This is a genomic window from Haliscomenobacter sp., from assembly GCF_033763495.1.
Lineage (GTDB): Bacteria > Bacteroidota > Bacteroidia > Chitinophagales > Saprospiraceae > Haliscomenobacter.
The window spans coordinates 1-25864 of the sequence record NZ_JANRKL010000228.1 but is presented as its reverse complement, the minus strand read 5'-3'; the positions used below and the strand labels follow the sequence as shown (position 1 = coordinate 25864).

The 25864-nt window shown below is 47.2% G+C and carries 23 protein-coding genes and 1 pseudogene; 13 read left to right on the top strand and 11 right to left on the bottom strand.

All coding sequences use genetic code 11. The features are described 5' to 3' along the window. Window positions 1-34: 34 nt before the first annotated feature. A pseudogene (locus SFV55_RS30305) lies at window positions 35-130 on the top strand (DUF2236 domain-containing protein); the annotation flags it as partial. Window positions 131-266: 136 nt separating this feature from the next. Next, window positions 267-1817, top strand: a complete 1551-nt coding sequence (gene rpoN, locus SFV55_RS26975) for an RNA polymerase factor sigma-54 (protein WP_320032698.1) — start codon at window positions 267-269, stop codon at window positions 1815-1817. 36 nt (window positions 1818-1853) lie between these two features. On the opposite strand, the gene SFV55_RS26970 is transcribed toward rpoN, so the two are convergent. Then, window positions 1854-3074 carry a CotH kinase family protein gene (locus SFV55_RS26970; protein ID WP_320032697.1) on the bottom strand — a complete coding sequence of 407 codons (1221 nt, stop codon included), beginning with the start codon at window positions 3072-3074 and terminating at the stop codon, window positions 1854-1856. A 306-nt stretch (window positions 3075-3380) separates the two neighbouring features. Between SFV55_RS26970 and SFV55_RS26965 the strand changes: the two genes are divergently transcribed. Both SFV55_RS26965 and SFV55_RS26960 read left to right on the top strand, forming a co-directional pair. After that, window positions 3381-3974, top strand: coding sequence for a C40 family peptidase (locus SFV55_RS26965; RefSeq protein WP_320032696.1), 594 nt, complete (start codon window positions 3381-3383; stop codon window positions 3972-3974). Window positions 3975-4100: 126 nt separating this feature from the next. Next, window positions 4101-4733 (top strand): hypothetical protein, encoded by a 633-nt coding sequence (locus SFV55_RS26960; RefSeq protein WP_320032695.1) that lies wholly within the window; start codon window positions 4101-4103, stop codon window positions 4731-4733. A 61-nt stretch (window positions 4734-4794) separates the two neighbouring features. Here the strand turns inward: SFV55_RS26960 and SFV55_RS26955 are convergent, their stop codons facing one another. Then, window positions 4795-6930: an endo-1,4-beta-xylanase gene (locus SFV55_RS26955; protein ID WP_320032694.1), complete on the bottom strand. Its 2136-nt coding sequence runs from the start codon at window positions 6928-6930 to the stop codon at window positions 4795-4797. Between the two features lie 96 nt (window positions 6931-7026). Here SFV55_RS26955 and SFV55_RS26950 point away from each other — a divergent pair, with 96 nt between their 5' ends. Next, entirely contained in the window at window positions 7027-7329 is a 303-nt protein-coding gene (locus SFV55_RS26950; RefSeq protein WP_320032693.1) for a DUF4286 family protein, read from the top strand. A gap of 123 nt (window positions 7330-7452) precedes the next feature. Here the strand turns inward: SFV55_RS26950 and SFV55_RS26945 are convergent, their stop codons facing one another. Together SFV55_RS26945 and SFV55_RS26940 are read right to left on the bottom strand one after the other, a co-directional pair. Next, complete coding sequence (locus tag SFV55_RS26945; RefSeq protein ID WP_320032692.1) at window positions 7453-8100, bottom strand: carboxypeptidase-like regulatory domain-containing protein; 648 nt, start codon at window positions 8098-8100, stop codon at window positions 7453-7455. Between the two features lie 85 nt (window positions 8101-8185). Next, the gene (locus SFV55_RS26940) at window positions 8186-10243 is read right to left on the bottom strand and encodes a tetratricopeptide repeat protein (RefSeq protein ID WP_320032691.1); all 2058 of its coding nucleotides are present in this window, start codon (window positions 10241-10243) and stop codon (window positions 8186-8188) included. 218 nt (window positions 10244-10461) lie between these two features. Here SFV55_RS26940 and SFV55_RS26935 point away from each other — a divergent pair, with 218 nt between their 5' ends. Beyond that, the gene (locus tag SFV55_RS26935) at window positions 10462-11775 is read left to right on the top strand and encodes a hemolysin family protein (RefSeq protein ID WP_320032690.1); all 1314 of its coding nucleotides are present in this window, start codon (window positions 10462-10464) and stop codon (window positions 11773-11775) included. Window positions 11776-11812: 37 nt separating this feature from the next. Here SFV55_RS26935 and SFV55_RS26930 read toward each other — a convergent pair whose 3' ends face one another. From SFV55_RS26930 to ruvC, 3 genes are all read right to left on the bottom strand, one after another. Further along, window positions 11813-14509, bottom strand: a complete 2697-nt coding sequence (locus tag SFV55_RS26930) for an ABC transporter permease (protein WP_320032689.1) — start codon at window positions 14507-14509, stop codon at window positions 11813-11815. Continuing rightward, window positions 14506-14850, bottom strand: a complete 345-nt coding sequence (locus SFV55_RS26925) for a PadR family transcriptional regulator (protein WP_320032688.1) — start codon at window positions 14848-14850, stop codon at window positions 14506-14508. Before SFV55_RS26925 ends, SFV55_RS26930 begins: the two co-directional genes overlap by 4 nt. A gap of 159 nt (window positions 14851-15009) precedes the next feature. Further along, entirely contained in the window at window positions 15010-15582 is a 573-nt protein-coding gene (gene ruvC, locus SFV55_RS26920; RefSeq protein WP_320032687.1) for a crossover junction endodeoxyribonuclease RuvC, read from the bottom strand. A 67-nt stretch (window positions 15583-15649) separates the two neighbouring features. Between ruvC and SFV55_RS26915 the strand changes: the two genes are divergently transcribed. The 4 genes from SFV55_RS26915 (at window position 15650) to SFV55_RS26900 (ending at window position 19533) form a co-directional block, all read left to right on the top strand. Next, the gene (locus SFV55_RS26915; protein ID WP_320032686.1) at window positions 15650-16645 is read left to right on the top strand and encodes a lysylphosphatidylglycerol synthase domain-containing protein; all 996 of its coding nucleotides are present in this window, start codon (window positions 15650-15652) and stop codon (window positions 16643-16645) included. Window positions 16646-16736: 91 nt separating this feature from the next. After that, window positions 16737-17645 (top strand): DUF3108 domain-containing protein, encoded by a 909-nt coding sequence (locus SFV55_RS26910; RefSeq protein ID WP_320032685.1) that lies wholly within the window; start codon window positions 16737-16739, stop codon window positions 17643-17645. A 71-nt stretch (window positions 17646-17716) separates the two neighbouring features. Next, a complete protein-coding gene (locus SFV55_RS26905) occupies window positions 17717-18349 on the top strand; it encodes a DUF4230 domain-containing protein (RefSeq protein WP_320032684.1) in 633 nt (210 codons plus the stop codon). Between the two features lie 17 nt (window positions 18350-18366). Further along, complete coding sequence (locus tag SFV55_RS26900; RefSeq protein ID WP_320032683.1) at window positions 18367-19533, top strand: site-2 protease family protein; 1167 nt, start codon at window positions 18367-18369, stop codon at window positions 19531-19533. 55 nt (window positions 19534-19588) lie between these two features. Here SFV55_RS26900 and SFV55_RS26895 read toward each other — a convergent pair whose 3' ends face one another. Continuing rightward, window positions 19589-20608: an aldo/keto reductase gene (locus SFV55_RS26895; protein ID WP_320032682.1), complete on the bottom strand. Its 1020-nt coding sequence runs from the start codon at window positions 20606-20608 to the stop codon at window positions 19589-19591. 198 nt (window positions 20609-20806) lie between these two features. Here SFV55_RS26895 and SFV55_RS26890 point away from each other — a divergent pair, with 198 nt between their 5' ends. Continuing rightward, window positions 20807-21172 carry a hypothetical protein gene (locus SFV55_RS26890; protein ID WP_320032681.1) on the top strand — a complete coding sequence of 122 codons (366 nt, stop codon included), beginning with the start codon at window positions 20807-20809 and terminating at the stop codon, window positions 21170-21172. A gap of 4 nt (window positions 21173-21176) precedes the next feature. Here the strand turns inward: SFV55_RS26890 and SFV55_RS26885 are convergent, their stop codons facing one another. Then, the gene (locus SFV55_RS26885; RefSeq protein WP_320032680.1) at window positions 21177-21827 is read right to left on the bottom strand and encodes a hypothetical protein; all 651 of its coding nucleotides are present in this window, start codon (window positions 21825-21827) and stop codon (window positions 21177-21179) included. 74 nt (window positions 21828-21901) lie between these two features. Here SFV55_RS26885 and rpiB point away from each other — a divergent pair, with 74 nt between their 5' ends. Beyond that, entirely contained in the window at window positions 21902-22342 is a 441-nt protein-coding gene (gene rpiB, locus SFV55_RS26880) for a ribose 5-phosphate isomerase B (RefSeq protein WP_320032679.1), read from the top strand. A gap of 141 nt (window positions 22343-22483) precedes the next feature. Here the strand turns inward: rpiB and SFV55_RS26875 are convergent, their stop codons facing one another. Continuing rightward, window positions 22484-22807 carry a hypothetical protein gene (locus SFV55_RS26875; protein WP_320032678.1) on the bottom strand — a complete coding sequence of 108 codons (324 nt, stop codon included), beginning with the start codon at window positions 22805-22807 and terminating at the stop codon, window positions 22484-22486. Between the two features lie 166 nt (window positions 22808-22973). Beyond that, window positions 22974-23930, bottom strand: a complete 957-nt coding sequence (locus SFV55_RS26870) for a threonine/serine dehydratase (RefSeq protein WP_320032677.1) — start codon at window positions 23928-23930, stop codon at window positions 22974-22976. A gap of 355 nt (window positions 23931-24285) precedes the next feature. Here SFV55_RS26870 and SFV55_RS26865 point away from each other — a divergent pair. After that, on the top strand, window positions 24286-25864 hold a 1579-nt coding region (locus tag SFV55_RS26865; protein ID WP_320032676.1), incomplete at its 3' end, for a DNA gyrase/topoisomerase IV subunit A.

Genomic DNA, 25864 nt, shown 5'->3' with positions numbered 1-25864 from the left:
CTGTTTGTCATAGAACAACAAACTCTGGAAAGGTATGCAGTGTTTCGTTGAAAAACATTCCATGGTTCGGCAAATTTGGGGCAAAAGTGACACCATCCTGTTCATTTTTGCGGGTGCTGCCGCTTTTTTCACTACTTCCCCTTGATTCTTGCCACAATACCCCCTAAATTTGAGAAATTGGAACGATTTTTGCTAAACGATGCAACCATCCTCGGATTTTTGCGTATTTACCTTTAATTGAATAGACATCTAGCCAGTACTGTAACGTGAAAACAAGTTTAGGACAACGTCAGCTCTTACTCCAAAAGTTATCTCCACAGCAAATTCAGTTGATGAAATTGCTGCAGATACCCACTGCTTTGCTCGAACAACGCATCAAGGAGGAAATGGAAGTAAATCCGGCGCTGGAAGAAACCAACGACGAGTTTGCCGACGAACAAGTAGACTACGAAGCAGGTACTGACGCAGCCGGAGAAGAAATGGCATCTGCCAACAATGAGGCCGATGCTGAAGAAACCCAGTACAGTGACGAGAACTTCGACCTCGACGATTACCTCAACGGTTACATGGAAGATGATCCAGCTTCTTACAAAGAACGGGGCGAGAGTTACCAGGCCGACGAGGAAGAAAAAACCCTTCCGGTGGCGATCGAGAACAGTTTCCACGAATACCTCGAACAACAAATCGGCTTGCTCAACCTCAGCAATGAGCGGGAAGAAACCATTGCCCTGCAAATCATTGGCAGCATTGACGAAGATGGTTATTTGCGCCGCGAGCCTTATGCCATTGCAGACGACCTGCTTTTTTCTCAAAACCTGATGATTGAGGAAAAAGAGGTAGTTGATATCCTTAAAAAAATTCAACGCTTAGATCCACCGGGCATCGGCGCGCGCGATTTGCAGGAATGCCTGTACATCCAGTTGTTGATCAAGATAGAACAGGGTGAAGACCTGGACGACGATGAATTACAAGCGCTTAAAGTAGCTGGTAAAATCATCAACAGGCAATTCGAAGCCTATTCCAAAAAACATTTTGAAAAACTTCAGCGGCAATTTAACCTTACTGAAAAACAACTCAAAGCCGCTCATCAAGAAATCCTGAAGCTCAATCCCAAACCCGCCAGTGCTTACATTGCCGGGTCCATGGAACGTTCGGCGCAGTACATCATTCCTGATTTTATTGTGCTCAACCGGGATGGAGAACTGGAACTGACCCTCAATACCCGCAATGCCCCGGACCTCCGCATCAGTGATTCTTTCCGCGATATGTTGCGTTCTTATAATGACCAGCGCAGGGTCAACAAACTGACCCGCAGCCAGAAAGAAACCTTGCAATTCATCCGCCAAAAGATAGAATCGGCCCGTTGGTTCATCGATGCCATTCGGCAACGCCATGAAACGATGTACAAGTCAATGTACGCCATCATGGACTACCAAACAGAATACTTTTTGAGTGGTGATGAAAAAAAGATTCGTCCGATGATTTTGCAGGACATTGCCGATCGCACGGGCCTCGATGTGTCGACCATTTCCCGGGTAGCCAATAGCAAATACGTGCAGACGGAGTACGGGACCCGTCGGCTGAAAGAATTTTTCTCAGAATCTTTGCAAAACAGCGAAGGAGAAGAGGTCTCTACTCTGGAGGTCAAAAAAATCCTCACCGAAATCATTAGCGCAGAGGACAAGCGCAAGCCACTTTCGGATGACAAACTCACTCAATTGTTACAGGAAAAAGGCTACAACATTGCCCGGCGAACGGTGGCCAAATACCGTGAGCAGTTGAATGTGCCCAAAGCAAGCTTGCGCAAAGAATTGTAATACCGCGTTCGGTTACCAGGGAAGAACCCCAAGATCTCATTTGATTTCACCCATCATCCTCAATAGGCTTCCACGCCGTTTGACCAAAAACTGAAAGGATTCGTTCATTTGCGTTTCCAATCTTGTCAAGCTTGTCGCTTTTTGCCGATCGTACTGACTCATTTCCAAAATGGGGGTTCGTTTGAAGTAAGGAAACAATTCTGCATAAATGGTACCATAGAGATCCCGAAGTTTAGCCTCGGGCAAGGCTTCCAACAAGGCTTTCATCTTTTGTAGGTAAAAACGGTAGAGCAGGGGGTTATTGGCGATGCAGCGATCCAGGCTCACTTCTGAGGAAAACAACAGTTTGTCTCCCAATGCAGCGTTTCTGCGGGGCCAGTCTTCATGAGGGCTGGTCGCAAATACATCGTCAAAATCCCAGGGAATGATTCCAAAACGCATGGGCGTTTTACCAGGCTGGACGTAAAAGAGTACTTCGTCCGTATAATCGCCATTCTGAAACCAGGTGTTCAAAGCCAGCCAGGTACAGTATGCATCCAAATCGAGGTGGGTGCGAAAATACTCGAATTGGGCGTCCCCTTCCAACTCGTTGGCTGCACGAATCATCGCTTGATAAGCCTCTTCAGCCTGGGTTTTGAGCTCAGGTGCCTGTCCTTTGGCCAATTTATAATCGGCGATGACAATATCCACCGCGGAGCGTCGCAATACGTAAGGGGAGCCTAAATCTTCCAGGGCATAATCCTCCGGGCGTTGGATAAAGCAATACAAACCCTCCGATTGCCCATTGATTTTGAGTTCCAAAAAACTGTGGTATAAATTGGCAACACCCATTTCGCGCAAACACGCAAAGGCCAAGCGATTGCCAAAATAGCCCCGATCCATCGTCAGGCTCAACAAATGAAAATCTTTAAGCACCTTTTGCCCTTGTGAAGTATTGAATGTAAAGGGCGTGTTCAATTCTATCCGATAACTTTTGCGACGAAACTTCAGGGAGGTTTTACCCCTTAACTTCATCGCTTCAGGTACCATGTCCTGTTTATCGAAGCTCATTTTTTTGGGCACTGTGGCCAGTTTTAGCCCGCGTGAGGTCCGAAAAGCAACCAGGTCTTTGGCGTTGATGTTGGTTTCGATTTGATGGTACTCTTCCTCCTCGGCTGGCAATAAGCGGAGGCTGGCTGGAGTGGTGACCTGTGTAAAAGACAATTGTGGAACGAGGAGGATCGTTGCGCAGAGCTGGAGTATAAACAATTTTTTCATTGCAGAAGGGTCTTTAATTAGCACAATTTAAGGGAAATCTTTCAGGTTGCACCCTTCATGCCCAATAAACTCTTCATAGCTTCGAATGTGAATATGGTGGACAATGGCAACCCCGACGCTTTTTGTGTAGCCATGCGCGAACATTTGGAAACCCAATTTCAGCGCATTTTTTGAACGGAATAAGGTTTTGAAAAACAACCTTATGGGATCCTGGACTTTTACGAAAACGTTAAAAACCGACCCAGCATGTAACCTTCGGGCAAAACTTTTCGTTCAAGCCTTACATTTCGTCCAAAAAAGAACCTTATGGCTACCCGTCGACCCACCAAATTCCAGATCTGGATGTTCAAGACCAAACGCTTGTTGTTTTTGCTACTTTTGGTATGGTTGGCCGTGCGTTGCAATGTGCTGCGCGATTTGACAACAGATCGGCCTAAAGACCCCGTTGAAAAAACAGGCACGGATTATAGCCCCGTTCCACCATCTGTTTCCAGCAAAGAAATGATGCTGCGCAAGGACATCACCTCTTTTGCCCAAACCCATCTAGGCATCACTTACAAGTATGCAGGTAAAAGCCCAAGTACCGGATTTGACTGCTCTGGATTTACCTCCTTTGTGATGAACAAATATGGCATCAAAATCTCCGCCAGCTCCCGTGATCAGGCGCTACAAGGCAGCAGTGTTGATGTTGCCAAAGTAAAGCCGGGTGATCTCATTTTTTTCCGGCGCAGTCCATCGGAGCCCATTTTCCACGTATCCTTGGTGGTTTCCAACGATAGCAAAGGCATCCAGGTGGTGCACAGCACCACTTCCCGCGGGGTGATCGTGGACAACATCACTGCGAGCAAATACTGGAAACCGTATATCGATTCGGCAAAGGATGTTGTGGCGAGGAAATAATCAGCTAGTCGAATAATTCCCTTAATGCCATCCCTAAAGCGCTTGGAACCAGCATCTCATGTTGATTCCCCTTAACTTGTCATTGTTTTTACACCAAAACTACTATTCACCTCAAACCTTAAAGCAATGGTAAGTACTATTTTAAGGGCCAAACACTGGCAATTGTTCGTCGTGATTTTCGGAATCCCTTTCCTGGTTTACCTTTACATAGTTTTCCAAATGGTTTCTGTGTTCAGCGAGATAGACGCAGGAGCCCCTGATCCCATGGTTATTTTTGAACCGCTCAAATACTTTATGGGATTCTCATTAATCAGTATGATCGTGTATTGGGTCTGGTACTGGTCGGTGGGCGTTGGCCTGCAACACAAATTACCTGATGAGTTGAAGCTTTCTACCAAGCTGTTCAAAGTGTTTTTATTCCTTCCAGCCTTCTATATTACTGCGGTTTCCATTTTTGTACTGAGTATGGTCAGTCAACTTTCCTTGCTTGTTCCAGAACAGGAACCTCATATCAATCCGATAATCATTGCTGTTATTCTACCTATCCATTTCTTTTCCATTTTTTGCATATTCTACTGCATTTATTTTGTAGCCAAATCCATCAAAACCGCTGAATTGCAAAGAAAGGTTAAATTCAGTGACTTCGTAGGTGAGTTTTTCCTGGTCTGGTTTTTCCCCATTGGGGTCTGGATTTTACAACCCACCATCAATAAATTGGAGGGGGGGATGGATCATGATGAGTTTGACAATATTTTATAAACATCAATAAGGGTAAATGCCCGATCATAATTATTGGCACTTTATGATCGGGCACTTAAAACTATTGGACCAATAATTTTTCAGACCAAAGCTCGCCATTGCTTAGTTTCACCCTCAATAAATAAAGCCCGGGGGGATTTGGTATAGTTAGGTTGAATTTCGCTCCAGTTTTATTCATTTGTCGCAAAACGCGTCCATCCATTCCAATGAGCTGAATCTGAAGAGGCGCTTCAGAACAACTAATCGCTACGGCTTCACCTTGTGCCACAGGGTTTTTAAACTGCAACTTGAATTTGTCTTTGCTCAAATCATTTACTCCAACCGAGGTTGGCAGGCTGACGGCAAGATTGGTGTTTTCCGTCAAATTCAAGGTGTCCACATACCCAACTTTTCCGTTCAGGCTCACCGTAATCCGGTATTTGCCCTTAAAACCACGCACTTGTGCAACGCCACTGGCATTGGTACTGGTGCTGGTATTGGTCCACCACTTGTTGAACATCAAATCGGAAACCGCCTTGCCTGCGGGGCGCATCGACCAATCCTGGCGGAAATAGGGTCCGTTGTTCAGCCAATGTGCACCTTGCCAAAAGCCCCAGCTCAAAAAACCATCTACCGAGGGATGGCTAAAGCACATGGTCAGAAAATCGGCGGTGAAGCGTGCAGCAAGGCTATCCCCGACCAGGCTTCCATAGTCGTACTCCGTAATTTTGGCACGGGCACCAAAGGTATTGTAAAAATCGTCCAAGGTTGTTTTTACATCATACATCGAAACCAAACCCGAACTGATGTGCCCCTGAAAGCCAATGCCGTCAATTTTGATGCCTGCATTTTGTATTTCCTTGAGGTACTGTTTGGTGCGTTCGTAGGTTACATTACCTGGTAAGTTCCCCTGGTCAATGGTGGTGTAATCGTTGAGGTACATTTTGATGGAAGGGTCTATTTCTTTTACTTTTTTCAGGATATCCACATAAATTTCCCGACCAGTCACATAACCCGGGCTGCCTGCAAAGGCTTTGGCTAGTTCTTCGTTAAGGGTAATTTCATTGAGTACATCCCACTCCTTGATTACGCCTTTGATGCCCGGGTAATTCAGGATTTCCGCAAGGTGGCTGTTGATGCGTTGTTTCAGGTAGGCTGGATTGGTTTTGTTCTTTTCCATGTCATCGGGCAGGTATTGCCAGGCCGGCCAAACCAGGTTATGTCCCCGCACCACCACCCCGCGGTCGTTCAGCCAGGAGGTAGCTTTGGCCACATCGGCATTGCTGGCAAACCATTTTTCTTCCCAGGCATCCCATTTCATGTCGTTTTCAAAAACCACCTCGTTGAATCCATGGCCTTTGCCATCAAAATCGAAGATTTTTTGCTGGTAGGTATTGTCCTGTTGTTTGTTTCCGGCAATGCGGTTGGCGGTAATCGCTGAGCCAAATTTGAATTCGTGCTCCAGCATTTCCATTTTTACCGTAGCACCTGTTACTGGATCGCCGTTGGTCTTCTTTACGTTTAAGGTAAAATTGGCCTTGCGAATTTGTTCAATCCGCTGATCCGCTTCACTACGCCAGGCAGCACTGGCTTCAGAACCGGCATAGTTTTGGTGTAGTTCCAGCGGAAAACGATCAAGGGTGTATTTGTTTTTAAAATCGATCAAGGCGATTCCGGCAATCTGAATGCTTTGGGCTTTGTAGCCAGTGTGAAAACCAAAATTGAGTTGCTTCGCTGCGTAATCAAAATCAGCATTAAAGGGAGCGATGAATTGCTGCCATTGGGTGCTGACCTCGGTGGTCAGGAAAATTTCCTTTTCAAAGGTGCTGGCGCGTTCCAGAAACAAATTGACTTTGGCTTTTTCGGCACCTGCCGAACGGACCCATACCACCATGAGACAAATTGAACCTTTGGTGATGGCTTGAGTATTGCTACAACTGACACCACTACTCCAGGGCTCGGTTCCCGGGGAGCTGATGGTCATTTGCCGCAGGCGGGTGAAGCTTTGCCCTGTAGTGTTGATGCTGTTGCTTAAGGTGCCGCCGTATCCACCGAGCGTACTGAGGGCTTGATTTTCATCTGCAGGTAGCAACCAAAGCCCTCCTGAAAGGTTATATTTGCTGCTCAGTTGGGATTGTAAATTGGTGTAATAGGCACTTTGGGCTGGAAGTTGGACCAAGTGCAGGCCAGCAAATAGGAGTAAAATCAGTTTTTTCATAATAGACTACTTAATTTCAGGTTTTGAGAAAAGATAGGTTAGGCCAATTTACGAGCTTTTCTTTTTTCTGAAAAGTAGTCAATAGAAGGAAGTACCATGATTTTGTACAACGAAACCATAAAAATTGAAGGCAGCATCCACAAGGAGTGGTTGAACTGGATGAAAACCGTACAAGTGCCAGAAATTATGGCTACAGGTAAATTCAGTGAGCACCGCATTTGTCGGCTTTTGCACGACGATGAAGATGGCGGTGTTACCTATGCCATTCAATACTACAGCCCCGATATGGAAACTTTTCAGCGCTATCAAAAGGAAGACGCTGCACTATTTCAGCGCAAACACATGGAACGGTACCGGGATCGGTATGTGGCGTTTCGAACGCTGATGGAAATCGTTTGAAAAGATGAGAGATAAGAGATGAAAGATGCTTCCTCAACGTTTTTGACGATGGCCGCTGTCTAAGTCTCTGCGGTAGCATCTTTCATCTCTTATCTTTCATCTCTTATCTCTCCTCTTTACGATTTACTCTTTCTTCTTAAAGTCCCCATCTTTCCAGGCCTTAAAGAACTTGCCCCAGGCGATGGGGTTGAAGATATTCATTGGGGGTGCTTGCCCATAATAGTAGTAGTTGCTGGCCTGGCGGCGCAGGTAGAAGTCGGCATTTTCGTCGCCGTCGAAGCGGGTGCCTACCTCTGCTTTTTTCAAAGATTCTTTGGCGATGTTTTCAGCAGCGCGTTTTTGCAGTTCCGGAGTGACGTCCATGGCCAGGAATTCCAGGCGGAAGTGATCGCGGCTTGGCCAGGGGAAAATGACCGTTTCGGGCAAATTGACCACATCCTGAGTCATGAGCTGCACGAGGGAGTAGCGATCATCCTTTAAATCTTTCGGGATTTTGTATTCTACAGTTTCGTAGCCCACTGTGGAAAAACGAATGACGTCACCTTTTTCCACCACAATGGAGAAAAAGCCTTTGAGATCGGAGTAGGTACCCCGGTTTTTTCCTTTGATAAATACGTTGGTATAAGGGACAGGGATGAGCTGATCATTGCTTCCGTCCAGAACCAAACCTGAAAACTGAACCAAATTGGAATCCCGTTGCGCCTGCAATTCAGCCCCCAGGCTGGTGATGCCAACCAAAAACAATATCCACCAGATGCGCTTTATCATCATTCTGAACGATTTTCTATTAAGACCTTCCGAAGTGAGGAAAGGTTTGTTTAAACTCTGCCAATTTACAATTTTTCCAGTGATTGGCCTATTTATTCGCTGGGTTTGCCCCCTTTTGAGCAAACTTCTGGGCAATCTCAGGATCAATTTGTTGCGCTCGGGCCAGGGCTTGCTGTGCTCTGGTCAGGTCGCCTACCTTTTGATAGGCCATGTGCAACTCAAACCAGGCATCGGCACTTTGTGGCACCAAATCGCGGGCTTTTTCAAAATAAGGCAATGCTGCCTGGTCATTTCCTCCAAAACTATTGGCTACCCCTAGCAAACGCTGGGTGGCATAGTCATTGGGGTTTAAAGCGAGTGATTGTTGTAGGTATTGCAGGGCTTGTGTCAGATTGCCCCGTTTTTCTCCTTCCTCTTGTCCGAGCAGGCGATAAGCTACCCCTAAATTCTTTTTGACAAGTGTGTCGGTGTTATTGATGCTGTAGGCTGCATTGAAGTATTTTACCGACTCTGCATAATTTTTCATTTCAAAATAACAATTGCCCAAAAGGGTGTAGGCATCCCGGTAGTTGGGGTGAATTTCCACTGCTTTTAAAAGATTGGTGGATGCTTCCTGCAAGAGGGCCATTTTTTTAATGGAGTCATTTTCAATTTTACGGGCCTCATCCATGAGTACCCCACCCAGGGAATTGTGCACTTTGGCACTGTTGATGGATGTTTTTGCATCGGTACTAAAAAGGGTCAAATTGTCTTTCCAGGCAAAATTGCGCAGGAAAGTCAGCGCGCCAAAAATCACCACCACTGCTCCGATACTCAACAACAATGCCTGTGGCCGGGCAGTTTGTTTGAGTTTTTCTCCATAAAACAAAGTAGCCAAACCCGATACTACTGCTATACATAAGCCCACTGAAGGCATAAAAACAAAACGCTCCGACATGTTAGTACCCACCACCAGCCAAACGTTAGAGACGATGGAAAGGGTAGTCAGGTAAAACAACAACCCATAGGCCACTGGCGATTTTTTGCGCAAGCCCATCACACCTACGATGCCCATGCCCAGATACAACAAAAAGCTCAGCAGTGCCCCGGGTTGCCCCCAGTTCATCCGGGGGATGTGATTGGGGTAATAATCGTGGGTCAATGGATAAGGAAACAAAAACAACTGGATGTATTTCCCCAGGGTGTAAAACACTGTAGCCTGACGCTCTGCTCCGGAGAAAGGAACGTATTGGTTGCCTTCTATTTTCAGATAAGGGTTGTTCATCAGTTCATTGGACGCGGCCCCTATCTGAGCGTTGGTCAATACATTGGAGCGCACGATCAAAAACAGGATGGCGACTACAAAAAAAGGAGCACTTTGTCGCAGCATCTGGCCGATTGAGGCATTGGTAAAAAACCAATAGGTAAGCGGCACAACTGCCAAAAAAGTAATGGTGTTTTCTTTGGAAAAAATACCAATCAAGAAAGACACTGCGGCCAGGGCTTCCCAGCCCAGGTTGCCGGATTTAAAGCTGCGCAAGGAAAAATACAAGGCTGCCAAACTGCCCAACAAAGCCATAATTTCGTCCCGCCCTTTGATGTTGGCTACGGCCTCGGTGTGCAAGGGATGCGCCACAAAAAGTACGGCAGCGGCAAATGCCAGCCAGGAACTCAAGGTTTTGTTCCAACGGTAGGCAAACAAACCACTCGCCAGCAGGTAAAACACCAAACCCGTCAATCCATACCAGAGTACATTGAACAAATGCCCCCAAAATGGGCTTTTGCCAAAAATACTCAACTCTACTGCAAACATCGCCAGCGTGAAGGGGCGATAACGCCCACCTTCCACCAGGCCTTGCTTATCCGTTTTGAAAAAACCGTGGAAGGTATCCTTATTAAAAATATCCGACAACCCAGCCCAACCCTTTTGGACGTGCATGTTCTCAGTGATGACAATGGCGTCATCCTGCGTGAATTGGTGCCCCAGGGTGTTGGCATAAAGTAGGATGCTCAGCACCGCCAGGATGATCAGATGCAAGCGGGTGGGTGGAGTGCCTGAATCCTCCAAAGCAGGGATGTGGCTGGGATTAGAGGGTTTATCGGAGGCAGTTTTATTGGGAACGGGTTTCCCTCCTGTGGTTTTCCTTCCTTTGGGCGCTTTGCTCATGGCGAAAATTAATTTTGAATGCCCGAAGTTAGAGAATATTGCGCCGCACACAAAACGGGAAATATGTCAATTTTTTTATTGAATGAAAACAATATCACAAAGTTGTAAGAATATCCCTAATTTTGTGGTTAAATCATCTCAAGGAAAGTAGCAATAGCACGGCTCACATTAAAAACATCCGATGAGTCAGGCTGCTTTACCTTGTTACAACGATCAAAATGGGGCCTGAGATATTACTCACACTTTTTTTAGTTTTATTAAACGGATTCTTCGTTGCGGCGGAATTTGCCATTGTCAAAGTCCGCATCTCACAAATTCAAGTCAAGGCAGTAAACAGTTTTTCTGGGCGGATTGCCGAAAGTGTAGTCAGCAACCTGGATGGTTATCTGGCGGCTACTCAATTGGGGATCACGTTGGCCAGTCTGGGTTTGGGCTGGATTGGTGAGGATGTCATGACGAAATTGATTTTAGCAGCCATGGAAGGCCTGCGGATACAAGTAGACGAAGCATTGGCGCACCGTATTGCACTGCCAGTCGCCTTTAGTGTCATTACCGTATTGCACATTGTGTTTGGAGAATTGGCCCCCAAGTCCCTGGCCATCCGTTATCCAACCTCTACCACCTTGTATACCTCGGTGCCACTCAAAGCTTTTTACTTTGTGTTCAGGCCCTTTATTTATATCCTGAATGGTTTTGCCAATTTCATCCTGCGCATGATAGGTATTCAGCCAGTGCCGCACGCTGAAATCCACTCAGAAGACGAGCTCAAACTCATCATTGCCGAAAGTGCTGAAGGAGGTGCCATCCGTGCTTCTGAACGTGAGCTGATCCAAAATGTTTTTGATTTTGACGATCGAACAGTACGTCAGGTACTCAAACCACGCAACCAGATTGCGGCCATCAATGTGGCAACCCCTATCGATGAAGCGATTGATTACGCCATCCAGGAAGGATACTCGCGGTACCCGGTGTATGAAGGAAGTATGGACAACATCATTGGCTTTATTTTGACCAAAGATCTGTTGGCCACCCTGCGTACCCAACACCGTCAGGTCGATTTTCGCAGCATGATCCGGGAGTTGTTGTTCATCTCGTCCAGCAAAAAAATCAGCCAGGTACTCCGCCAGTTTCAGGAGCAAAAAAATCAAATGGCTATCGTAGTCAATGAATTTGGGGGGATTGTAGGGCTGGTGACGCTGGAAGACATCATTGAAGAGCTGGTGGGCGATATTCAGGATGAAACGGATACCGAAATGCCCATTGTGGAAAAAGTATCCGATAAAATTTTCCGCATTCAGGCTCAACATCCACTGGATGAAATCAATGCATTTCTACCTACTCCGCTACCTGAAAGTGAATCTTACATCACTCTGGCGGGTTTGATCATGGAGCACAGTGAAGAATTACCAGAAGAAGGGCAAGAATTGATCATTCATCCTTATCAGGTGCGGATCATCGATATGATTCAAAACAGCCCATCGGTGATCGAGATGCTGGTTTTGGATGTGCCTTCGCGAGAGGGGGAAGAGTAGGCAGCACGGGTTTGCTGCCTACTCTTTTTAAGTTTTTTTATTCAGCCTTCAAACTCTCCACTGGGTTTTTGATGGCCGCTTTCAAACTCTGAAAACTCACCGTCAACAGAGCGATCCCTATGGCCATGATTCCGGCTAGGGCGAATACCCACCATTCCAGTTGGACCCGATAGGCAAAATTGTCCAACCATTTGCGCAAACCCCACCACGCAATTGGACTGCCAATCAGGATGGCAATACCCACCAAAAGCACAAAGTCCCGCGAAAGCATCAAGACAATGCTGCTGATGCTGGCTCCCAACACTTTGCGTACTCCAATTTCCTTGGTGCGTTGTTCGGCAGTAAAGGTGGCCAGGCCCAGTAGGCCCAAACAAGAAATCAGCACAGCAATGGCCGCAGCAGTATTGACCAGGGTAGCCAGTTTCTGTTCACGGCTGTAGAGTTGATCGATGGCATCGTCTAAAAAAGTGTATTCAAATTTCTTGTCATCCGGGAAAACCGCGTTCCAGGAGCTTTGAATTTTGGACAGCGCAGCCTGGATGTCGCCCATATTCTGCCCTGCAGTACTCAGCTTGATGCCCAAATTACCCGACATATTGGGGATATAAGCAATGAAAGTAGGTTTGATTTGCTGGTGCATGGTATTTTCATGAAAATCGGCCACCACGCCAACCACCGGATAATCCCGGCCATTGAGATTGAGCAACTGACCGAGTGCTTCAACCTCGTGTTTAAAGCCCATCATTTTGGCCAAGCTTTGGTTGATTACCAATTCCCGGAGTGTATCACTGGGGTAGTAATTGCGGCCTGCCACCAGTTTGAGTTGATACATCGGAATGAAATTGGCATCTCCAATTTTGGCTGATACTTCCATTTCTTTTTTCCCTTCATGATTATAGGTAAGTTTGGTCAAGGCATAGTTCAGACTCAAGGGCGCGGCCCACTGCGTGGCTACTTGTTTTACCCCGGAAATTTGGCGTACTTTTTCGGCCAATATCAAACTTTTTTCGCCTCTCGGTGTGTTGAGCGTAATGATCTGATCGGTAGAAAAGCCTAAATCTTTGTTGCGCATAAAGTTCAATTGTCTACCTACCATCAAAGTCCCAATGATGAAAACCAAGGACACAGTAAACTGAAAAACGATTAAGCCTCTGCGCAGAAAACTCCGTGAAGAACCAGCAAATGCAGTAGCTCCTTTAAGGGCAATAGCGGGTCGATAAGCCGATAAAATGATAGCCGGATAAAAACCTGCCAGAAAGACGGTCACTAAGGTAATGCCCAACAAATATAACAGGACAGTCGGGTTTAAAAGGGTAAAATGAATGCCCGCAGGAATGAAGGATTGGAAAAGGTGCAAAATAGGGTTGGCCATGATTAAGGCCACAACCAAAGCGATCAAGGTCAAAATAAAGGTCTCACTCATGAACTGCCCAATTAGACTCCATCGGCTACTGCCCAAAACCTTGCGCATCCCTACCTCCCGCGAGCGCTGACTGGCTTGGGCCGTAGACAAATTGATGAAGTTGATTGCGGCAATGATCAGGATAAAAAGTGCTACTCCTGTTAAGCCGTATAAAGTAGGTAAATGAGCCTTTCGGGAATAATTGTCCATAAAGGCAGGATTAAAATGTAGATCGGACAAGGGCTGCAATTGCAAATCCACGACAAAGTCGCCAGTTCCTGCTTTGAGACCAAAATGACGTTTGCCAAAAGCTTTGAGTTGGGTGCTTGCTTGCTCTTCAGGGGTTTCAGGGGCAAGTTTGACAAACAGCTGCGATGCCGACCAGATGTCATTCCATTCGTCCAGATTGATTTCGTTTTTCAAACGACTGGCCCGGATAGTCGGCGCAGAGAGAAAGTCCGTAAAACCCAAATCCGTACGTTTTGTCCAGGGAGCGAGGATGCCACTCACCGTCATACGGATGGAATCCCGGTAGATGAGTTCGCGGCCAATAAAAGACTGCGGGTCGCCTGCCCCAAAATAAAGCCGGGCCTTGGGTTCCGTCAAGACCACCCGATATGGCTCGTTCAAAGCCCCCTCTGGATCACCCGCCAGCCACTGGTATTTGAAGATATTGAAATAACTTTGTTCGGCAACAATGATTTGGGCGGGGTCTTTATCCATGTCCCGTCCCGGAAAAACTTTATCGGCTTTCCCTCGCTGGGGCACCACAACATTGCTTTCCAGGTTGTGAAAAGAAGCAACGGTTTCTAAATCCTTCACTTCTTCGCGCATGCTAGCAGGCACTGCCCGAGGCACAAAACCAATGGGGTTAAAGGTGCTCTCCTTACCAAATTTGGCTTGCCCCACCACGCGATAAATACGCTCCTGATCGGGGTGGAAGCGATCAAAACTCAGCTCAAAATGAATGATCACCCCCAATACCAAACAGGCACTAATGCCCAGGGTGAGACCAAGTAGGTTGATGGCGGCGGTAGCTTTGTGGTTCCAAAGTTTGCGCCAGGCGATTTTTAATTGATTTTGTAACATAGCCGGATGAAATAAGGGGGTGTTTGGATAAGGCTGGGGTTTGCGTTTGATGGCGAAGGGTTTGAAGAAACTGAGCACAGCCCAAATGTACTGTTGTCGGGCACTGCGTAGTCCAAAGAGCTGCACCTGCCGTTGGAACCGCTCATACAAGTCTCCCTGGATTTCTTCAAGCAGATGGGGCGCACAAAAAAGCTCCAATAGCCTGTCGGCCCACCGTGGTGGTTGAGGAAGTTTTGCACTCATAGGTCAAAGGCAATCGAAGGCAAGGAATTGGGAGGAATTGAACTCCACAGCCGCTCGCGCACCGAACGGATTTCGTGCAGGGTTTGACTGCCTTGCGCAGTGACGGAAAAAAGGCGTTTGCGCCGGCCTCCCCTTTCTGCTGTTGCATCGCCGAGGTAAGAGCTCAACATCCCTTTTTCCTCCAGGCGATGCAAGGCGGCGTGAACGGCACTCAGGCTGACACTGCGCCCCGATTGTTCGTCGAGTTCATTGGTGATGGATACGCCGTAGGCCCCCTCACCCAACACGGCAACGGTCAGCAAAACGATTTCTTCAAATTCTCCCAGATAGCTTCTTCGCATGATTTTGTCATTATATCAACTTTTGTAGAACAAATGACATGCCAAAAAATCAAGCTGCTAATTGTGAGGTAAATAGGCGTGCAAGAAGTTTTAATTTGACCGGATGTGGACAGTGGCTTGTGCGGGGGCGGACGAAATCGCTTCCCTGGGTGACTGGGCTTATCTACCTTTCCCTCTTTCTGGGTTTTCTTTTAAAAAAGATCCCCAGTCATTGTACTTTTTCCCTGCTCCACCAAGCGGCGAGCGCGACTGGTAATAATGACAAACCGCAGCTGCCAGTGCATCAGTAGCATCGAGGTACTGTCCATCCAGGCTTACTTTCAGGGTATTTTGCAACATGGCAGCTACCTGTTCTTTGGCTGCGTTGCCATTTCCTGTAACGGATTGTTTGATTTTTTTAGGCGAGTATTCCGTAATTTCCAAACCTTTGGTGATGGCCGCTGCCATGGCCACCCCTTGTGCGCGGCCCAATTTGAGCATAGATTGTGGGTTTTTGCCAAAAAAAGGCGCTTCAATAGCCAGGTAGCGGGGCCCGTATTGGGAAATAATGCTGGTGATTCGTTCAAAAATGCGCTGGAGTTTTTGGGGATGGTCTTCAAACTGCTTGAGGTAAACGACTCCAATGTCTATCGGAAGCAGTACATCTCCCTTGACTTCCAGAATGGCGTAGCCTAAGATGTTTGTGCCTGGATCGACGCCTAGAATGCGGTAATTTTCCAATTTATCTGCCACCCTTGCTGATTTTGCTGCAAAGTAGAACTATTTTTACGCTAATGCAAATTAATTAAAACTCTTTGTTTTGCTCAAGGCTAACCAAAAGATTTCGATTGGATGGGTTTTGTTTCGTTACCTACTGGCTTTAGCCATCATCTGGGGTTTGTACACCGAGCTTTTCCACCGCAACAATTTTGACCAACTTTGGGGGCTTTTTCGGCAAAATTTATCTGGAACAGCTCTGGGCTACTTACTTTTTTGTAGTTTTTTGATGCCCTTTAACTGGCTGATAGAAACCTTTAAATGGCGGGCATTCACCCAACCCTGGAGTGGGATGCCGTTCAGACAAAGTTGGCATGCTGTTTTAGCCGGGGTAGCTGCATCCATGCTACTACCCAACCGCAGTGGAGATTATCTGGGGCGCTGGCTGCTGGCTCCAAAAGGCCAAAAAACCCAAATTATGCTGGCGACCATCGCCAGCAATTATTGCCAGTTTTTGGTGTTGTTGGGAATGGGCTTTCCATCTTTGTTGTGGCTGGGGTATTATACCAAAAGTTGGCCCATTGCGCAGCCTGGACTTTTTTTAAGCTTCATTATTGGGCTCTTTATCTGTTTGCTTTTATTAGGCGTAGTGGTAATCCCCCGATTGTTGCATCATTATGCAGACCGGATCAGGGGTGAAACCTGGCAGGGATTTTTCAAATTTTTACAAATGCCACTGCAACAGGGTCTGGACATTACAGAGCGTTACAGCTGGCGTGTTTTTGCGGCTGGTTTCGGCTTCGCCTGCTTGCGCTATGGCTTGTACAGCGTTCAATATTACGCCATTTTGCGCTTTTATGGCATTCTTTTACCTTTGGATGCGGCGCTGGCCGGAGTTGGCAGCATTTATTTGCTACAAACGGCTATTCCATTGCCCCCGGTGTTGGCTTTGTTGGCCAGAGGTGAAATAGCCCTTATGATTTGGGGTATTTGGGGGGGCAACGCACTGAGTATTCTGGCGGCGTCCTACACTTTGTTCGTACTAAATTTGGCTCTACCTGCGTTACTTGGTTTGTTTTACATCGTCAAAAAGTGGTGAAAAATTGAACCTTGAATTTGTTTTTTGCTGTTTAAATGATGGTGAAGTTTTTGAAGTCTCCGATTCCATTTTTTCCTGAAATCAAAACGATATGTCTATGTTTCTCTCCAGGATGATGAAAATTGCTGCGGTTCCCCTCTTGTTGGGTTTGAGTGCCTTCCGTAGCCCACAGTCCGAAAGTGTACCCAATCACATTCCCAGGTACCCGGGGGATCAATGTGACATGGACAATCAAGTGTTCAAGCATGGGGAAGAAATGGTGTATAAGGTTTTTTACAACTGGAACTTTATCTGGATGTCGGCTGGAGAGGTGACTTTTAAGGTGGAAGATTTGGGTGACCGCTACCACTTTTCGGCGCATGGTGGCACTTACAAAGGTTATGACGCTTTTTTTAAAGTGCGCGACAAGTATGATGCCTATGTAGACAAAAAGACCCTCCTGCCCATCACTTCGGTACGTGAAGTAAACGAGGGCAAATACACTTTGTACGATCGTTTGACTTTTGATCGGGACAATGGCAAGGTAAAATCCCTACGCGGAAAAACCAAGGATGTTGCCCAGGTCACTGAGTACGACACCGATTCCTGTATCCACGACATTTTGTCGATGGTGTATTGTGCCCGCAACCTCAATTTTGACCAAATGCGGCCAGGCCAGGACTTTCCCATCAAAATTTTTATCGATAAAAAAACCTGGCCTTTGAAGGTGAACTACAAAGGTAAGTTTGCCAATAAAAAAATTCGGGGTCTGGGGCATTTCAATACTGTGGCCATCAACCCTGAGGTGATCAAGGGGTACATTTTTAAAGAAAGTTCCAATCTGACCATCTGGGCAACCGATGACAAAAACCGTTTGCCCCTGATGATTGAGTCGCCCATTTCAATCGGGTCCGTAAAGGTGATCCTCAAAAGCTACAAGGGAGTTCGTTATCCGGTTAGTTCCAAAGTAAAGGACAAAAACGCAGGTGAAGAAATCAGCCCCGAAGATGAAGAAAAGTAAGCTTTCCTGATGGGCAAAATGAATGCTTATTTTTATCGCCCCTTGTTTATCTTTGAATCAAAAAAATAACTATGCTGCGTCGCTTGTTGCTTGTTTTGGGGCTAATTGTGGTTTTTGCTGCTGGTTTTTGGATTGCCCGGGGCATTTTTAAACCCAAAGAACACGTCGTTACCCAGGCGGAAGCTTCGGTACTATTGGAAAAAATGCAAACCGTGGCCAAACTGGTCACGGTAGAAGGTTATTTCACCGAATTGTACAGCCACAAAGATTACTGGCGCTACGACTGGTGGATTTTTCGCAAAAAAGCCTTGTTGCGCGTAAAGGCACGGGTATCGGTAGGTTACAACCTGGAAGGCCTGGACATCAAGGCCGATACGTCGACCAAAACCATCACCATTCGCAATATTCCCAAAGAACCTGAAATCATTTCCATTGATCACAGCATCGATTATTATGACATATCGGAGGGTTCCTTTAATACCTTCACTCCCGAAGACTACAACAAACTCAATAAAAAAGCACGGGACCTGATTGAACAAAAAGCCAGGGAAAGCGATTTGATTAAACAGGCTCGTGAGCAAGGCCTTGAAATCATTGACTTGATCCAATTCATTGGCGAAAGCGCGGGCTGGACTGTCCAGCAAGAGTCTGCAACTACCAAACCGAAAGTGGAGACTCCAGCGGCTAAACCACTAAACCACTAAACTTCTCAACTCAACAAATGACTGGAGCGTTTCGGGTTGCCCGCGTTTTCAACATCCCGGTGCGGGTACATTGGAGTTTCTTTATGCTGGTATTGGGCTATGTTCTTTACGCCGGATTTGATACCGATTGGGACAAAACTGCCATGTTTTGGTCGGGGATTTTTGTGCTGGTGTTGTTTTTTCTGGTGATTTTACACGAGTTTGGGCACGCCCTTACTGCCCGGCTTTATGGGGTCAACACCCGCGACATCATTTTATTGCCCATTGGTGGAGTTGCACGTTTGGACCATTTGCCCGAAAAACCTGCACATGAGTTTTGGGTAGCCATTGCCGGCCCTCTGGTCAATGTTGCCCTTGCTATATTTTTTAGCCTTTATCTGTTCATGTTTACTCCTGATCAACGCTGGGAAATCATGAATGGCGTGGTGTTTGCTAAGGGCAATTTTTTTCTCGACACATATTCCAACCTGGATCGTTTTATCTTTTTTATGGCCTGGTTGAATGTCATTTTGGCCACTTTCAACCTTATCCCGGCCTTCCCAATGGATGGGGGAAGAATTTTGCGGGCTTTATTATCCATCGGATTGGGGCGTTTGAATGCTACTATGATTGCAGCACGCATTGGTCAATTATTGGCACTTGGGATGATCACCTGGGGAATTCAAGGCATCTGGGCTGCGGGGCAGGTCAATCCAATGTATGTTCTGATTGGTTTGTTTATCCTGTTTACTGCCGAAAACGAATACCGCTCCGTGAAAATGGAGGACATGGTCAGCAAACTCAAGGTAAACGAACTTATGCGGGGCAATTTTTCCCGAATTTACCTCGATGACAGCATCGAAGAAGTGTTGAAAGTTTATGCCTTAGGCCTGGAACGGAATTTTTTGGTTTTTGATCAATGGCAAAACCTGATGGGCGTGTTGCCAGAGTTCAAATTACTGGATGCCCGTAAAAAGAAAGACTTTCAGGCTCCGGTGCGCAAATACATGTTGCCGGATATTTATCCCTTGATCAGTGCTGAAAACTTGCGTGGTGCCTTCAGCGTTCTGCAAGTTTCAGATGCTGGCGCAATGCCCGTTTATAACCCTTGGAATCGCCTGATCGGGGTGTTGGATGAGCATCAGTTTGCGCAGGATTTGAAGAAGCGGATGAAGGACCGGAAATGGTTTGGTAAAAACCAGTAGGGACAACCCTGTGTGGCTGCCAATAGGGGCGACCACATAGGGTCGCCCGTACAGATTATGGTTGTATTTTTTCGTACGTTTCTGCGCCACCATACAAGACATCAATCACTCCAGGTTGCCGCAAAAAATCATGGGGGAAGCCCAACTCAATCCGGCTCAATTCATTCAAATGAGCCATGATCTCATCAGTCAATTCGAGGTTTGCGGCACCGAGGCAATCTTCCAGTTGGGCGGGTTTGGTTGCACCTACAATAGGAATCACTGTTTTTCCCTGCTCCATGGTCCAGCGAATGGCCACTTGAGCTGGCGATGCGCCTAGTGTTTCCGCAGCATCTACTACTTCCTGGGCGATCCGGTTGGCATAATCAGCCCGGCGTGCGCTGGCTTCGGGTAGGCGACCTTGTTCGCCACGTAGGTATTTTCCAGTCAATGCCCCACCTGCCAAGGGCGCCCAGGGGGTGACCGCCATTCCAAAAGCATTGGCCATGGGCAGTAAGTCGCGCTCGGGTGTTCGTTGCAGCAGACTGTACTCCACCTGTAAGGCTACAAACTTCGACCAGCCCCGCCATTCGGCCAGTGTATTTGCCTGGGATACGATCCAGGCCGGGGTATCAGAAATGCCGATGTAGTTGACCTTTCCCTGGGCAACCAGGTCATCCAGGCCACGCATAACTTCTTCCACCGGGGTTAGTCCGTCCCAGGCGTGTACCCAAAGCAAGTCGATGAACTCCGTATTCAAACGTTTGAGGCTCCCTTCTACAGAGCGCATCATGTTCTTGCGGGAGTTGCCTGCGAAGTTGGGATCGCCGGTGCCGTCGCGCAAAGAGTATTTGGTAGCCACCACAAAGTGGTCGCGGTTGTCGGCGATGAATTCACCCAGCCATTTTTCGGAGGTGCCTTCGGTGTATCGGTTGGCGGTATCCACAAAATTGCCACCTGCGTTGGCATAGGTGTCAAAAATTTGTTTGGAGGTATCGTAATCAGCACCCCATTTCCACTCCTGGCCAAAGCCCATAGTGCCCAGACAGAGGTCGGAAACGCGCAGGCCGCTACGACCTAGTAGTTTGTATTTCATGATGGTTGTGTTCTAAAAAATCAGGAAGATGATCTAATAAAACCCTCATAGCTGTAGAAAAGTTGAACACTCAGTATTCTTCTCCCCATAAATGAGGATATTTCACAAACCCCTCGAAGGGATGGTTTTTGGCAGTTCAGGATGGCCTTACTTTGTATCATCAAACACTCCGAATTGATTACTTAAAAATCCAAAGCCATGAAAAACCTGATCATCTTCGCCGCCTTCTTCGCTCTTTGTTTTTTCAACAGCTGTGATTTGTCTGGCACTTATGCCAACAACAAGGAAAACAGCACCGAGCTCAGTACTGAAGATGCTCAAGTGGCGGCCATCAAGCAAAAACTGGCTGAAAAACAGGAATTGGGGGAAATCACTGATGAGCAGGCCGCAGCCTTATTGTTGTTGATTTTGGCCGCCATTGCTGAAAATGCAGGTGCAGCGGATGCAGCTCCTGCAAATTTCAGTCCGGAAGTTGGTAACTCTGGTTATAGTGAAGATGAGGTCATGGACATGGTAATCGATCACTCAATTAACCCAGTAGGGACAATCGACTACAACTATTGATCTTTTATGATCCCAGAGACAGTTGTTCAAAAATATCATCTACATCATCATAAGACTTTATCCCAGTTTTTTCTTCTTCTCCGCCCAGGAGGTTAAGTCCGGCGGGTTGCAAGTAGGCCAACATATCTTTGACTTCGCTGGCCTGAACGCCAATGCCTAGTAAAATGGGGTAACGCTGGCAAAAATCGCGCAAGATTTCCGGACTCAAAATTCCCCCTTTTTTCACCTCAGCCCAAGTAAAACCACCTTTGTCAAAATTGAGCAAAAAATAGCTGGCATGCGGCGAAAAATGGCTCAACATGAACTCGATGTCTCCGGCACTGCTCGATTTTTCGATCACGATTTCTTTAATCACCGGCAGTTCATTGGACAAATCCATCACGGTGGTCAGATCGGTAAACATGCCTACCTGCACTGCGTCCAGTTGCAACTCTGCCACCTGGTGCAAAATATCCTCCTTGCTGCTCAGGCTGAATTCCCCCACAATTTTTGGCCCTTCCACCCATTCCCGCATGGCTGCTACCTGTAAGGGACTAATGGCATTTTCTTCACCCTGACTCAGGTTAAAGCCCAACCATTCCACTTCCCAGGCTGAAAAATAGCGAGCATCAGTGAGGTTGGTGATCGATCCCGCCTTGATTTTGATAGCCGACATGTTGACAAATTTGGCGGCGAAGATAGTTGAAAAAATGGCTTTCGGCTTACCTTTGCACACAAAGACAACGCAATATGAACACAAAGACCATTGCCATTGGCTGTGATCACGCCGGCTTCCCTTTTAAAGACCTGATCAAAAAGCTATTGATTGCCAAAGACATTAAAGTCATCGATCATGGCACCAATTCGCTGGATTCGGTTGATTATCCGGATTTTGTACACCCTGTAGCCAACGATGTGGAAAATGGCACAGCCGATATGGGCGTCTTGCTGTGCGGCAGCGGCAATGGGGTGGCCATCACTGCGAACAAACACCAGGGAGTTCGGGCCGCCCTGTGCTGGATGGAAGAAATTGCGGCTCTGGCGCGCCAGCACAACGATGCGAACATAGTATGCCTTCCAGTGCGCTTTACCACACCTAATCAGGCTGAAGCCATTGTGAATGCTTTCTTACGTTCAGAATTTGAAGGTGGCCGGCATGCGACACGGGTCGGTAAAATAGCCTGCGTTTAGATGATTCTTCTGCCAGGCTCAAACAGCATAGGTTAGCCCACAAATGCGCTGCACTTTGCCCCAACCGGAGGGCAAAGTGCAGCGCATTTGGGATGGGGCAAAATGAACATTTTTTGCCCCAGAATCTATTTTTAACCAGTATTAGTGTCTGCGATCCCGGCGGTTTTCGGCGCGATCCCGCTTGTTTTCGGCACGGTCGCGGCGGTTTTCGGCACGGTCACGAACATCTTCTCTCCGATCTCTTACATCTTCCATTTTGTCTTTGATGCCACCATTGTGCTGGGCATCGCGTACATCTTCAGCGCGGTCTCTGCGGTTTTCAGCACGGTCACGTTTGTTTTCAGCGCGGTCAGCACGGTTTTCGGCGCGGTCAATTTTGTTCTCAGCTTTGTCCAGTACATTTTGTGCCTGGGTAGCAAAAGTCAATGCGAACAAGCAGGCGAATAGAACGAGTATTTTTTTCATTGTTGTAGGATTTTGAAAGTTAACAGTTGTCAATACCACAAATTTGCAAGAGAATCGGCTCCCTGCTTTAGAACTAAGGGGTGATTTTTGCGATGGTGCTTTGACTGAATTGAAGGGGGTAGGTTTAATGGTGGGGGTTAACGCAATAGTTTTTTTTATTCCTATTTCAAAACGGCAACTTCCGCACATCCACATTCCCTCCCGTCAAAATTATGCCCACTTTTTTTCCGGCAAAAACTTCCCTGTGTTTCAGCACTGCTGCCAAGGGCACCACACAAGAAGGCTCTACTACAATTTTCATTCGCTCATACACCAACTGCATGGCCGCTACAATCTCCGCCTCCGTGACGGTAAAAACATCACTGAGATGAGCCTTAATGATGTCGAAGGTTTTTTCCGACAAGTTGGTCAACAAACCATCGGCAATGGAAGGCAAACCTTGGTGCGGCGTTCGCACACCACTTTTGAATGACAACCAGGCGTCATTTACCTGCTCTGGTTCAGCGCCATAAATTTTAGTATTGGGGGCAAAATAGTGGGTACTCAAAGCCGTACCACTCATCAAACCTCCGCCACCAATCGGCGAGATGATTGCATCCAGATCGGGCAGGTCCTGAATCAATTCTAGTGCAGCAGTAGCCTGCCCGGCGATCACGTTGTAATCGTCGTAGGGGTGGATAAAGGTAGCGCCTGTTTCGGCCAGTACCTGGGCCAGCGTACTTTCGCGGGCAGCCTGAGTGGCTTCACAAAACACAATGTTGGCCCCATACCCAGCGGTGGCCTCCCGTTTTACGCTGGGTGCATTTTCAGGCATAACGATGTGGGCGGGGACTCCCAGCGCCTGGGCAATTTTGGCCACCGCCTGGGCATGATTGCCGGAAGAATGAGTGGCAAGACCCTTTTCCCGCGCTGCCTCATCAAGGCGCAGAGCGGCATTGCTGGCACCACGCATTTTGAAGGCACCGATTTTTTGAAAGTTTTCACACTTAAAAAAAAGTTGTGCACCACTGATTGTATTGATGCTTTGACAGGTCAATACGGGCGTGCGGTGGATGTAGGGCTGAATCAAAGCATGAGATTGCTGGATATCGGTGGCGCTAGGCACCTGAGCTAAAGGCTGCATGACGGATAATTTTGCCTCAATATCGCAGCTTTAGGGCGATAAAAAAATAGATGTTCATTTTGCCATAGGATTAGATAAGTAAACGGTTCAATTTAAGTGTCTTATCTAATTCTATGGCTCAAGAAAAATGAACATTTATTTTTGCCCCACTACTTTGGCGCTTTTTGAATAGATTTGTTGGCTTTTTTTAATCAAAAACAATTTGTGTTTAAAATTATTTTGTGTACTTTTGCTGAATTAGGGGAGGAGTTGAGCAGTTGAGGAGTTGAGATCGGTCGCTGAGCGGAGTCGAAGCGCAGATCTCAACTCCTCAACTGCTTAACTCTTCAACTCAACTTCTATTTGTTTTTTGAGCATGGATCAATCGAACAAAACCGCCAACGGCAACGGCCAGCTAATCAATTTGCAAGGCATGTACCAGGACTATTTTCTGGACTATGCCTCTTACGTTATTCTGGAACGCGCTGTACCCCATATCGACGACGGACTGAAACCAGTACAGCGGCGCATCCTACATGCCATGAAAGAAACCGACGATGGGCGTTACAACAAAGTTGCCAATGTCATTGGTTTGACCATGCAATACCACCCCCACGGTGACGCTGCCATTGGCGATGCGCTCGTGAATATGGGGCAAAAAGAGCTCACCATAGATACTCAGGGAAACTGGGGTGATGTGGCTACCGGAGCTGGTGCGGCGGCTCCCCGTTACATCGAAGGGCGTTTGACCAAGTTTGCACTGGAGGTGATGTTTAACCCCCAGACGACTGAGTGGCAAATGTCTTACGACGGGCGGAAAAGGGAACCCGTGACCTTACCAGCCAAGTTTCCCTTGTTGTTGGCCTCCGGTACAGATGGCATTGCGGTGGGTTTGTCCACCAAAATTATGCCCCACAACTTCATTGAACTGATCAAGGCTTCCATCGATATCCTCAAGGGCAAAAAGGTTCAGATCTTCCCCGATTTTCAAACCGGGGCCATGATCGACGTAAGCGATTACAATGGCGGCAAACGAGGTGGGAAAATCAAGATCCGCGCACTCATCGAAAAACTCGATAAGGACCTGTTGGCCATCAAGGAACTGCCTTACGGTGTGACGACTGAATCCCTGATCGAAAGCATCATCAAGGCCAATGACAAAGGGAAGATCAAAATCAAAAAAGTAGTCGACCTGACCAGTAAAAACGTGGAGGTTCAGGTGGAATTGATCCCGGGCACTTCCCCGGATGTCACCATCGACGCCCTTTATGCTTTTACCGATTGTGAAGTGTCTATTTCTCCCAACGCCTGCGTGATCCACGAGGATAAGCCACGCTTTATGACCGTTGAGGAGATTCTGGAGCACAATACCTTCCGTACCCGTGATTTGTTAAGAACGGAATTGGAAATCAAACTGGGTGAGTTGCTGGAAAAATGGCACATGGCCAGTTTGGAAAAAATCTTTATCGAAAACCGGATTTACCACCAGATTGAAGAATGTGAGAGTTGGGAGGAAGTTCTGACGACCATCGACCGCGAATTGCGCAGATACGTGGCGACGCCAGTTGACAACCCGGGCCCCAATGATCAGCGCATGCGTTTGATGCGCGACATCACGGAAGACGACATCGTCAAGCTGACCGAAATCCGCATCAAACGTATTTCCAAATTCAATTCCTTCAAGGCCGACGAGGAAATCGCTAAACTGAACGAGGAACTCGAACAGACGAAACACCACCTCGAACACCTCACGGAGTACGCGATTGCTTATTTTGAAAACCTATTGGCAAAACACGGCAAAGGCCGCGAGCGCCGCACCGAAATCGCCCAGTTCGACACTATTCAGGCATCGGCAGTGGTGGCTAACAACGCCAAACTTTATGTCAACCGCGCCGACGGCTTCATAGGTTACGGTCTGAAAAAAGACGAGTATGTGCAAGATTGCTCAGACATTG